This window comes from Bradyrhizobium sp. CCBAU 11386, from assembly GCF_028128955.1.
Taxonomy (GTDB): Bacteria; Pseudomonadota; Alphaproteobacteria; order Rhizobiales; family Xanthobacteraceae; genus Bradyrhizobium.
The window spans coordinates 123,698-134,373 of record NZ_LBKA01000257.1 but is presented as its reverse complement, the minus strand read 5'-3'; the positions used below and the strand labels follow the sequence as shown (position 1 = coordinate 134,373).

General features: G+C 65.4%; 11 protein-coding genes. 2 read left to right on the top strand and 9 right to left on the bottom strand.

The features are described 5' to 3' along the window. Positions 1-23: 23 nt before the first annotated feature. The gene (hemA, locus tag XI09_RS38800; RefSeq protein ID WP_271571609.1) at positions 24-1,253 is read right to left on the bottom strand and encodes a 5-aminolevulinate synthase; all 1,230 of its coding nucleotides are present in this window, start codon (positions 1,251-1,253) and stop codon (positions 24-26) included. Positions 1,254-1,526: 273 nt separating this feature from the next. Here hemA and aroQ point away from each other — a divergent pair, with 273 nt between their 5' ends. Further along, positions 1,527-1,958, top strand: a complete 432-nt coding sequence (aroQ, locus tag XI09_RS38795) for a type II 3-dehydroquinate dehydratase (protein WP_271571608.1) — start codon at positions 1,527-1,529, stop codon at positions 1,956-1,958. A gap of 109 nt (positions 1,959-2,067) precedes the next feature. Here the strand turns inward: aroQ and XI09_RS38790 are convergent, their stop codons facing one another. From XI09_RS38790 to XI09_RS38775, 4 genes are all read right to left on the bottom strand, one after another. Continuing rightward, positions 2,068-3,129 carry an MBL fold metallo-hydrolase gene (locus tag XI09_RS38790; protein ID WP_271571607.1) on the bottom strand — a complete coding sequence of 354 codons (1,062 nt, stop codon included), beginning with the start codon at positions 3,127-3,129 and terminating at the stop codon, positions 2,068-2,070. A gap of 219 nt (positions 3,130-3,348) precedes the next feature. Then, on the bottom strand, positions 3,349-5,514 hold the full coding sequence (locus tag XI09_RS38785) for a methyl-accepting chemotaxis protein (protein WP_271571606.1): 2,166 nt from the start codon (positions 5,512-5,514) through the stop codon (positions 3,349-3,351). A 166-nt stretch (positions 5,515-5,680) separates the two neighbouring features. Further along, entirely contained in the window at positions 5,681-6,406 is a 726-nt protein-coding gene (locus XI09_RS38780; protein ID WP_271571605.1) for an outer membrane protein, read from the bottom strand. A gap of 224 nt (positions 6,407-6,630) precedes the next feature. Then, positions 6,631-6,951, bottom strand: coding sequence for a hypothetical protein (locus XI09_RS38775; RefSeq protein WP_025575206.1), 321 nt, complete (start codon positions 6,949-6,951; stop codon positions 6,631-6,633). Between the two features lie 192 nt (positions 6,952-7,143). Here XI09_RS38775 and XI09_RS38770 point away from each other — a divergent pair, with 192 nt between their 5' ends. Beyond that, positions 7,144-7,428: a hypothetical protein gene (locus XI09_RS38770; protein ID WP_271571604.1), complete on the top strand. Its 285-nt coding sequence runs from the start codon at positions 7,144-7,146 to the stop codon at positions 7,426-7,428. A gap of 19 nt (positions 7,429-7,447) precedes the next feature. Here the strand turns inward: XI09_RS38770 and XI09_RS38765 are convergent, their stop codons facing one another. The 4 genes from XI09_RS38765 to XI09_RS38750 form a co-directional block, all read right to left on the bottom strand. Then, on the bottom strand, positions 7,448-8,383 hold the full coding sequence (locus XI09_RS38765) for an AEC family transporter (RefSeq protein ID WP_271571603.1): 936 nt from the start codon (positions 8,381-8,383) through the stop codon (positions 7,448-7,450). A gap of 88 nt (positions 8,384-8,471) precedes the next feature. Then, positions 8,472-8,681 carry a hypothetical protein gene (locus XI09_RS38760; RefSeq protein ID WP_271571602.1) on the bottom strand — a complete coding sequence of 70 codons (210 nt, stop codon included), beginning with the start codon at positions 8,679-8,681 and terminating at the stop codon, positions 8,472-8,474. Next, entirely contained in the window at positions 8,678-8,848 is a 171-nt protein-coding gene (locus XI09_RS38755) for a hypothetical protein (RefSeq protein ID WP_271571601.1), read from the bottom strand. The genes XI09_RS38760 and XI09_RS38755 overlap by 4 nt, the downstream gene beginning before the upstream one ends. A gap of 206 nt (positions 8,849-9,054) precedes the next feature. Beyond that, positions 9,055-10,674, bottom strand: a complete 1,620-nt coding sequence (locus XI09_RS38750; protein ID WP_271571707.1) for an ABC transporter ATP-binding protein — start codon at positions 10,672-10,674, stop codon at positions 9,055-9,057. Positions 10,675-10,676 lie beyond the last annotated feature (2 nt).

Here is a 10,676-nt window from a genome sequence, read left to right as displayed (position 1 = left end):
GATTTAAGGAGAGGCGAAGAGGCCTACTCCGCCGCCAGCGACTTTTCGCGTAGCGGCAGGCCGAGGCGGTCCCATACTTGCAGCAGGGCTTCGGCGAGCTGATCGATCAGGCCGTCGTCGTGATAGGGCGAGGGCGTGATGCGCAGGCGCTCGGTGCCCTTGGCGACGGTCGGATAGTTGATCGGCTGGATGTAGATGCCGTGCTCTTCCAGCAGGAGGTCGGACGCCTGCTTGCACTTCTCGGCATCGCCGATGAACAGCGGCACGATGTGGGTGTCGCTCGACATCACCGGGAGGCCGGCGGCAGTGAGGATCGCCTTGACGCGGGCGGCGCGGTCCTGGTGGCGCTCGCGCTCCCAGCTCGAGGTCTTCAGATGCTTGATCGCTGCGGTCGCGGCCGAGCAGATCGCCGGCGGCAGCGCGGTGGTGAAGATGAAGCCCGGCGCATAGGAGCGCACGGCGTCGATGATCTGGCCGTTGGCGGCGATGTAGCCGCCGAGGCAGCCGAACGCTTTCGCGAGCGTGCCTTCCAGAATGTCGATGCGGTGCATGACGCCGTCACGCTCGGCGATGCCGCCGCCGCGCGGGCCGTACATACCGACCGCGTGGACCTCGTCGACATAGGTCATCGCATTATATTTCTCGGCGAGATCGCAGATCTTGGCCAGCGGGGCGACGTCGCCGTCCATGGAATAGAGGCTCTCGCAGGCGATCAGCTTCGGCCGGTTCGGACCCGCCGCCTTCAGCAGCGCTTCGAGATCGGCGAGGTCGTTGTGGCGGAACACGACGCGCTCGCAGCCGGACTGGCGGATGCCCTCGATCATCGAATTGTGGTTGAGCTCGTCCGACAGGATCAGGCAGTTCGGAATGAGCTTTGCGATGGTCGCGATGCCGGTCTGGTTCGAGACGTAGCCCGAGGTGAACAGTAGCGCGGCCTCCTTGCCGTGGAGGTCGGCAAGCTCGGCCTCGAGCTGCACCAGCGGATGATGCGTGCCGGCGATGTTGCGGGTGCCGCCTGCGCCGGTGCCGACGCGCGTCGCGGTCTCGACCATGGCGCCGACCACCTTCGGGTGCTGGCCCATGCCGAGATAGTCGTTGGAGCACCAGATCACGACGTCGCGCTTGCCCTTGGGCGAGTGCCAGATCGCGTGCGGGAACCGGCCCGCCATCCGTTCCAGATCGGCGAACACGCGGTAGCGCCGTTCAGTGTGGAGACGGTCGAGGGCAGAATTGAAGAACTGGCTGTAATCCATCGGCAAAACCTGCAACGGAACCTGACCAAGGGGCCGCATCTTCTTAGAGCTTTTCCAGCTCCAATGTCTATGCGCTATCCCACATTTGGCCCTGGAGGGCATTTGGGCAAAATGCCCTATCGGCCAAGGAACGACTTGATCCCGATCAAAGAACTCACGGGCTCGTGTAATGCTGCTTTGCGGTAGGCGTCGCGAGGGGCCGATACGGCAGCCTCGGCCTGCCTTGGGCCCGGCAAGGCAATTCAGCAGATTATCATTCGAAAGGACCTTCCCATGAAGCGCGTGATGATCCTCAACGGACCGAACCTCAACATGCTCGGCATCCGCGAGCCGCACGTCTACGGCACCACGACTCTCGCAGAGGTCAATGCGAGCTGCGAGGAAGCCGCCGCGAAGCTCGGGCTCAAGCTCGCTTTCCACCAGTCCAACCATGAGGGCGTGCTGGTCGATCTGATCCAGTCGGCGCGGCAGGACGCCGATGCCATCGTCATCAACCCGGCTGGCCTCTCCTTCACCTCGGTCTCGATCATGGACGCGATCAAGACGTTCGAAGGCCCGGTGCTGGAAGTCCACATCTCCAACATCCACGCCCGCGACGAATATCACCGGCACTCCAAGATATCGTTCGTGGCGTCCGGCGTGATCTGCGGGCTGGGCCCGTTCGGCTACATCGCGGCCCTGCACGCGATCGCGAATATGAAGTGAGCTGGCACCGCAAACTCGTCATGCCCGGGCTTGTCCCGGGCATCCACGAACTCGTTTTCGCTTGAAAGAACGTGGATGGCCGGGACAAGCCCGGCCATGACGCCGTGGCTCACGTCGTCCGAAACTGGAGCACGCCGTCCTTGGTCTCCGCCGTCAGCCGGCCCTCGACGATCATGTAGTTGACGTGGGCGACGAGCTCGCCGGCGGCGAAGCCCATCTGGTGTTCGTCCAGCACGTGCTTGTTGAACACCACGGGCACCAAGGCGCGCGAGGTCTGCGGCACCTCGCGGCAGGCTTCCGCGATCAGGCGGCAGCGCTCCTCGTGATGGTCGGCGAGCTGCTTGATGCGGGTCTTGAGCCCGTAGAACGGCACGCCGTGGCCGGGCAGCACCAGCACGTCATAGGGGAGCGTCGTGGTGAGGCTGGCGAGCGAGGCGAGATATTCGCCGAGCGAGTTCTGGTCGGGCTCGACCGCCCACACGCTGACATTGGGCGAGATCTTGCTCAGCACCTGGTCGGCGGAAAGGAACAGCTTGTCGTCGGCGCAATACAGCATCACCTGGTCGAGCGCGTGGCCGCCGCCGGTGATCACCTTGAAGCGGCGCGTGCCGATCACGACGTCGTCACCATGCGAGATGCGACGGTAGGACGGCGGCAGCACCGAGACGCGCTTGAGATAGTCCTGGCCGCGGCCGAGCAGCTTTTCGGTGAGCGACTCGTCCATGCCGTGACGGCGGAAGAACAGCCGCTGCGCCTCCTGCCGCTCCTCGGTGCCGCGGTTCTGGTGATAGACCGATTGCAGATATTCGACCTGCGACATCACCAGCGGGCAGTCGAACCGCTCGACGATCCACCCGGCGAGACCGACATGATCGGGGTGTGAATGGGTGACGATCAGGCGGGTGATGTTGACGCCCTTCAGCGGCCCGTCGAACAGTTTCGTCCAGGCCTCGATTGTCTCTTCATTGCCGAAGCCGGTATCCACCATGGCGTAGCCGTCGCCGTCGGCGAGCAGATAGATGTTCACATGGTTGAGGCGGAATGGCAGCTTCAGCCGCGCCCACAACACGCCGGGCTTCACCTCCACGACCTCGTCGGGGCCGGGATGCTGGTCCCAGGGGTAGCGCAGGGCCTCGCCGGAGGACTGCACGGTGTCGGTCTTTGCGTTCATGCTACCGACTTAAACCCAGCGGGCACGCCGCGCCAGCCGAAAAAGGACGCGAGTTCGGCTCGCATAGCGGTCATTCCGGGCCGGATTTTTCCGTGACCCGGATGAAGCACAGCCCAAAAATGCCGGTCATTCCGGGGCGCGCGTGAGCGCGAACCCGGAATCAGGAGGTCGTCGCGCGAGATTCCGGGTTCGGCGCTAAGCGCCGCCCCGGAATGACAATCAGGCCGCCCGCATGTTGTTGAGGAACGCGTCGATCTCTCCGCGCAGCAGGTCGGCCTCGCGGCGCAGTGCGTCGGAGGCGCCCAGCACTTCGCTCGCCGCAGCGCCGGCTTCGGCAGAGGCGGTGGAGACGCCGACGATGTTGCTGGAGACCTCGCTGGTGCCGCCGGCGGCATGCTGGATGTTGCGCGCGATCTCGCGGGTGGCCGCGCCCTGTTCCTCGACGGCAGCCGCGATCGTCGTGGTGACGTCGTTGATCTCGCCAATGATCCGGCCGATGCCCTGGATGGCGCCGACCGCCGAGGTCGTCACGTCCTGCATGCTGGCGATCTGGGTGCGGATCTCCTCGGTCGCCTTCGCGGTCTGGCTCGCGAGGCTCTTCACCTCGGAGGCGACCACCGCGAAGCCGCGGCCGGCCTCGCCCGCGCGTGCCGCCTCGATGGTGGCGTTGAGCGCGAGCAGATTGGTCTGCGAGGCGATGGTCTGGATCAAATCGACCACGACGCTGATGCGGCTCGCGCTGTCGGCGAGGCTCTGCACCGTGGCGTCGGTCGCGCCGGCTTCGTCCACGGCCTTCTTGGCGATCCCGGCCGAGGTGACCACCTGACGGCTGATTTCGGCGATCGAGGAGGACAGCTGCTCGGTGCCGGCCGATACGGTCTGCACGTTGACCGAGGTCTCCTCCGCGGCGGAAGCGACAGCGTTGACCAGCGCGTTGGACTGGTCAGCGGTGTTCGACATGCTCTGCGCGGTCGATTGCATCGAATTGGCCGATTGCGCCAGATTGTCCAGCGCGGCGCGCACCGTGCTTTCGAATTCGGCGATCCTCGCCTCCATGCGTGCGGCACGCTCGGCCTTGGCGACGCGATCCTTGTCCTGCTCGCTGGCGAGCGCACGGGCCTCGACCATGCTATCGCGGAACACGGTCAGCGTGTCGGTCATCGCGCCGATCTCGTCACTATGCTTCGAGCGCGCGATCTCGGTGTCGAGATCGCCGGCCGAGAGTGACTGCATGGCGCGCTGGAGGCCGGTGATCCGGCGCAGGATGTTGCGGCCGACATAGAGCCAGACGAACAGGGCCGAGCCGACCAGTGTCAGCGCGCCCAGCGCCAGCATTGTGGTCGTCGCCAGCGAGATCTCCTGCCGCGCCTGGAAGGTCGACGCGTTGGTCTCCTTCTGCACGCCGTCGACGAGCTGCTGCACGCTGATGCCGAGGCCGACATTGAGCTTGCGCGTCTCGTCCAGGATGGTCTGACCGTAGTCGACGGAGTCGAGCTCCTTCTCGCGCAGATTGAACACGCCGGTCTTGCCGGTGCCGAGCGCCAGCAGCTTTTCTGCCGTCTCGCGCAGCATCTTGTTGCCCTGATTGTCCGGCAACAGGTCGAGGTTGGACCGCAGGCGTCCTTGCGCCGTCTTGAATTCCTTCTGGATGTCGTCGAGCTTGTCGCTCGTATTCGCCGACAGCGCCGCGCTCATGTCGGCGGCTGCGAGATTGCCGCTGGCGACGACGTTGCCGAGCTGGCCGACGGTCTGCGCGGCTTCGGTGGCATCTTCGGCGGACATATTGGCCGCGCCGAGAATGGCGTTGACCCGGGTCTGCGCGTCCAGCATCGCCGGACTGGCCGCGCCGACGAACGCGCTCTGCGCGTTGCGCAGCGCGTCATACTGCTTGTCATGGAGGGCCGCGATGTCCAGCCGTTCGCGGGCGGCCTTGGCCAGGCTTTGGGCCGCCTCGTTGATGCTCTTCATCGTCTCGCTGAGCCCGGAGACGACGGCCTTGTCGCCGCCGAGCTCGATGATCTCGTTGAGCTTCTGCTGCGTCTGTTCCTGAAATTCCCTGAGCTTCTTGGTGCGCTCGTTCAGGGCGTCCTCGCTTTGAGCCGCAAGCAGGGCAGGTCCCTGTGCCGCAAGGCTCGCGCTCAGTGCCGACAATTGCAGGCTGGCGGCAAGGCGCGGAATGTCCCGCCCGCTCAGTTCAGTCATGCGTCCGCCGAGATTCTGCAGCACCAGGCCGGCGCCGGCCGAGATCACGAGGCCCATGCCCGCGATCACCGCGAAGGCGGCGAACAAGCTGCCGCGCACGCCCCATGTCGGCATCTTGAAACGAGGCCTCAATCGGCCAAGGAAACTGCCAAGGAAACGGCCCAGGCCCAGACGGATCGCCATCGAACTTCCCCCACGCTCTTGCTTCTGTTTTGTGGCGGGCAGTATCGGTCGGGCCGGTTAAAAAAATCGCAATTGGTGCAATTGCTTGCGCTGGTTCCACAGAGCGAAAAAAAGAAGGGCCGGCAACTTGGCCGGCCCTTCGTCAGGATAAGGTTTTGCTAACCGCTCAGTAGCGCGCGACCGTCGAGTTGGCCCAGTTGAAGCGATAATTGACGCCAGCCTTGAAGGTGTGGTCGTCGGTGGTGAAGTTGCCGGTGCCCGCGAGCGGGCCCGCGGTGAAGTGCGCGTCGCCGAAATTGTAGTACTGGTACTCGGCCTTGGCCGACCAGTTCGGCGCGAACATGTATTCGAGGCCGGCGCCGACGGTGTAGCCGTTGCGATGATCGCCGTCGATGATGAAGCCGGTCGGAACGCCGCCGACCGTGACCTTCTCGTTGTTGTCCGAATAGGCGTAGCCGCCCTTCACGTAGAGGAGGCCCGGACCCCAGGTGTAGCCGACGCGGCCGGTGATCGAGCCGAGGCCGCGCTGGTCGTTGGTGTAGGCGACGCCGCCCGGGAACACCGCACCGACGCTGCCGGAGAGCCAGGAATACTGGCCTTCGACGCCGACCACGAAGTTCGGGTTGAACTGCCAGTCCGCACCGACCTGCACGCCGCCGAGGAAACGGCCGTTGCCGTTGTTGCCGGTGGAGAGGCCGTTGAAATTGTTGTCGCTGGAGAATGCGCCGCCGACGTGGGCGCCGAGATAGAATCCCGTCCAGTTGTAGATCGGCGCGGCATAGGCCGGCGCGGGCGCCTTGTAGTAGTTGCGGTTGCCGAGATCGGCGCCGACGGCCGGCGCAGCGGCGCCCACCACGAGCAGCGCAACGGTCGCAAACAGAATCTTCTTCATAGTCCAAACTCCAACACTTTAGGTCCCCGGCAGGCGCGCTTTCCGCGCCGTCGTTGGTTTTGCAGATAACTCGCTTTTGACGAAAATGCTGTCACATCCGTGGCACAGCGTGAGCCAACCTAACTTATTGGGCTGCAATTGATTTTCGTGCTTAATGGCGACTTAAGAAATGCTGAAGGAAGGCTTAACGTCGCGTCTTCCCGGTAACTTGCGCGCGGCTCTTGTTAACCGAGACGCCGCCGCGCCTCATCGCGCATCTGTTCGCGGAACGCCGCGCGCTTTGCCGGCCGGTCTTCCTCGCGCACGTCGTGACGATCGAAGATGTCGAACTTCTCCAGGATCGGATAGCGCTCGCTCGCCATCGCGAGCACGCGCAGCACCTTGGTCGCGGACGGCGTCGGGCCGCTGACCTCCCAGCGCCGGATGGTGTCGGCGCCGCCCTTCTCCGGCAATCCGCACAGCCTGGCCATGTCGGCCGCGGTGAGCTTGCGCTCGAGGGCATCGGAGAGGTCGGCGCGGAGTTGCTTCAGTTCGGGACCGGTCATGTCAATCGCGTTCAGGGGAGCTGCTGAAGGCAATGCACTAGCGCTGATTCGGGTCCATCCGAAGGCGGCGAGGGCACGCCCCCCGCGCTCCGGCACCTTCGTGTGCGCACGGAGTTATGAACGGAGTGCCCATGGAAATCCTCCGACGAATGAACAGATGGCACAACGGGCCCGCCATCGAAGGGATCAGCCATGACAACCGTGAAACTCGCCATTGCCGCACTCATCACGACCGGACTGCTTGCAGCCCCCTTCGCGGCTGAGGCGAAGAAGCACCGGTCGAGCAGACATTACAGCACCGGTGTGGTGGCCCCGGCCTATGGCGGCGCCGTATCGCCGGCGACGCAGGGCGGGTCCGCTTACGGGGCGTCCGGACAGGCGGTCGGCACGGTCACCGCACCGTCGATCGGATCGTACAACTGGCCGTCGGTCGGCGTGACCAATTCGGTCCCGACCTGGAGCAACACCACGCGATAGAGGCGCGCGTCGATGCCGGTCAGCGCGTGCCGGCCGCGAGGCGGGAGAGCAGGGTGAGCGCGACCAGCAGGGTCGCGACCGACAGCATCGTCGTGACCGAGACGGTGGCCGCAACCAGCTTCTCCTCGACCTTGTGCTCGTGGGCGAGAACGTACACGGTTTTCGCCGTCGGCACGGCGGCGCATATGACGGCGGCGACGGTGTCGAGCGGATTGAGGCCGGTGATTAAGCAAAGTCCGTAGACGATCAGCGGCATCACCACCAGCTTCACGGCTGCGAGCGCGAACGATGCCTTCAGGTTCGATCGCAAGCCTTCGACCGAAAGGCCGAGCCCGATGGCAAACAGCGCGCAGGGCGTGAGTGCAGCCGCGATCATGTCGAGATAGGCCGCGACCGGTGCGGCAATCGGCAGACCCGTGATCGCCCATGCGAGCCCGACGAGCGTCGACAACACCATCGGATTGAGCAGGATCTGTTTCGCGAGGCCAGCGGAGTGCGCAGGCCCGCGCGCGTCCCTTTCCAGCAGGATGACCGTGATCGGAAACATCACGGCGGCCACGAACACGGTCGCCACCGCAGCGGGCAGGACGGCGGGCTGGCCGTAGATCGCGTGCAGGATCGGAAGCGCCACGAAGCCGGTGTTGGTCATGGCCGCGGCCATGCCATGGATGGTGCTGCTGGCGAGATCATGCTTTCCGCCGGCGCGGACGGCCACGAAGACGAGCGCGAAGCAGAGCAGCGAGCCGCCGCCAAACGCGAGCAGGAAGCGCCATTCCAGCAGATTGCGCGCCGGCTCCTGCGCGATCGTGACGATCAGCAGCGCCGGCATCGCCACGTTGTAGGCGAAATGCACCAGCGCATCGGCGAGCCCGCGCGAGAGATAGCCGAGCGCGCCGGCCAGCCAGCCGGTGACGATGATCGCGAATACGGGAAGAACGAGGCTGGCGACCTCCATCCGGCTTCCCCCTTTGCCAGGCGGCTCCGTGCCATCCTAGCCCGGCGGTGCGTCGTCGTCACGGCTCAGCGGGATCGGGTGGATCCTATCAGGCGCCCCGGCCACCCTGTTGACCGATCACGCAGCGCCACGCCGCCAAGCGTTCGGCCGGATGCTGGTTCATCCATTCGGCGAGCTGCGGCGCGCCCATCAGGCAGGACTGCATCGAGACGTCGGCGAAGTCCGACGTGGTGACGATCTGCTCGTGACAATTGGCCGGAGAGGAGAGGCTGCAGAGCACGGCGATGATCTTGATCACGACAGGTTTTCCACGTTGCCGCGGGCCGCGCGATTGCTCGTTACCTGCTCCTGCTCGCCGACCGGATCATCCGGCGGGAAGATGCTGTCATAGATCGCGCGTGCCTCCTGGATGAGGCGCAATCGCTCGCGCTCGGATCTCGAGACAAATTGAATAACCTGGCCCATGTTTGGCTCCGAAGAGATTGGCAAGCCCATCATCAGATGATGGAAATCATTCCATCCCGATGTGGGGTGCGGCCTGGCGCTTTGAAGCTGTGCGGGCGGTCACGGGGAATAAAAAGCGCGTGACTGCGCCGTTACGCCGATGCGGTGCATATCGGTCCAATATCGGTTCCGGGCCAGAACGGGGTACCGACGCCAGGTCAGCAATCTCACGCCGCCGGCGCGCGCTCCTTCCGGCCGGGCACCGCTGCGAGCAGCTCGCGCGTATAGGCGTGCTCGGGCGCGGCGAACAGCTGCGCTGTTGGCTTCAGCTCGACGATGGCGCCGCGCTGCATCACCGCGATGCGGTCGCAGATCTGGGCGGCGACGCGCAGATCGTGGGTGATGAACAGCATCGAGAGGCCGAGGCGCGCCTTGAGGTCTTCGAGCAGTCTCAACACCTGCGCTTGCACCGAGACGTCGAGCGCGGAGACCGCTTCGTCGGCAACGATGATCTCGGGCTCGAGTGCGAGCGCGCGGGCGATGCCGATGCGCTGGCGCTGGCCGCCGGAGAATTCATGCGGATAGCGTTCGAGCGCGCCGGCGTCCAGGCCCACCATCTTCAGGAGATCGCGGGCGCGGTCGAATGCGACCTTCGGATCGACACCGGCTGCGATCGGGCCGTCGGCGATGATGTGGCCGATCTTGCGGCGCGGATTGAGCGAGGCGAACGGATCCTGGAAGATCATCTGGATGCGATGGCGCTCAGTGCGCAGCGCCTTGCCCGTAAGCGAGGTCAGATCGGTCTCGCCGATCCGCACCGTGCCGCGGTCGGCTTCGATCAGCCGCATCACGAGGCGCGCCACCGACGACTTGCCGGAGCCGGATTCGCCGACGAGGCCGAGCGTCTCGCCCTTGAGGATGTTGAAGTTGACCTCGCGCGCGGCATCGACGCGGCGGTCCTCGCGAAACCAGCCGCCCGAGGTGACGTAGGTCTTGTCCAGCCCGATCACCTCGACGGCCCTGGCCTGGTCGTCGAGCGGCTCGCGCGACGGCGGATCCATCGACGGCACGGCCGCGAGCAGCGCCTTGGTGTAGTCGTGCTGCGGCTCGTCGAAGACGTTGGCCGCTGGGCCTTCCTCGACCACCCTGCCGTGCCGGAGCACCACGACCTGGTCGGCGATATCGGCGACCACGCCGAAATCATGGGTGATGAACATCACCGCCATGTTGCGGTTGCGCTGGAGGTTGCGGATCAGTTTCAGGATCTGCGCCTGCGTGGTGACGTCGAGTGCGGTGGTCGGCTCGTCCGCCACCAGCACCGCCGGCTCGAGCGCGAGCGCCATCGCGATCATGGCGCGCTGGCGCTGGCCGCCGGAGAGCTGGTGCGGATAGGCGCGGACGATGCGTTCGGGGTCGGGCAGGCCGACCTCGCGTGCCAGCGCCAGCGCTCTTGCGCGCCGCTCTTTGGGCGTGAGCAGGCCGTGGGCCTCGAACATCTCCGCCATCTGGTCGCCGATCCGCATCAAGGGATTGAGCGCGGTCATCGGCTCCTGGAAGATCATTGCCAGCCGGCGGCCGCGCAGATCGCGCCAGCCGTCGTCGTCCAGCTTGAGCAGGTCGCGGCCCTCGAACTGGATCTCGCCGGAGGTGACGTTGACCGTATCCGGCAGCAGCCCCATCAGCGCATGCGCGCACATCGACTTGCCGGAGCCGGATTCGCCGACGACGCAGACGATCTTGCCGGGCCGAAGGTCGAGCGAAACGCCATCGACGGCGAAGGCACGCTCGGCGCCCTTGGGCAATGCGATCTGCAGGTTCTTGATGGAGACGGCGGGCGGAGCGGTCATCA

Coding starts and splice junctions, on each gene's coding strand:
- hemA (WP_271571609.1), bottom strand. CDS start 1,253: ATGGATTACAGCCAGTTCTTCAATTCTGCCCTCGACCGTCTCCACACT.
- aroQ (WP_271571608.1), top strand. CDS start 1,527: ATGAAGCGCGTGATGATCCTCAACGGACCGAACCTCAACATGCTCGGC.
- XI09_RS38790 (WP_271571607.1), bottom strand. CDS start 3,129: ATGAACGCAAAGACCGACACCGTGCAGTCCTCCGGCGAGGCCCTGCGC.
- XI09_RS38785 (WP_271571606.1), bottom strand. CDS start 5,514: ATGGCGATCCGTCTGGGCCTGGGCCGTTTCCTTGGCAGTTTCCTTGGC.
- XI09_RS38780 (WP_271571605.1), bottom strand. CDS start 6,406: ATGAAGAAGATTCTGTTTGCGACCGTTGCGCTGCTCGTGGTGGGCGCC.
- XI09_RS38775 (WP_025575206.1), bottom strand. CDS start 6,951: ATGACCGGTCCCGAACTGAAGCAACTCCGCGCCGACCTCTCCGATGCC.
- XI09_RS38770 (WP_271571604.1), top strand. CDS start 7,144: ATGACAACCGTGAAACTCGCCATTGCCGCACTCATCACGACCGGACTG.
- XI09_RS38765 (WP_271571603.1), bottom strand. CDS start 8,383: ATGGAGGTCGCCAGCCTCGTTCTTCCCGTATTCGCGATCATCGTCACC.
- XI09_RS38755 (WP_271571601.1), bottom strand. CDS start 8,848: ATGGGCCAGGTTATTCAATTTGTCTCGAGATCCGAGCGCGAGCGATTG.
- XI09_RS38750 (WP_271571707.1), bottom strand. CDS start 10,674: ATGACCGCTCCGCCCGCCGTCTCCATCAAGAACCTGCAGATCGCATTG.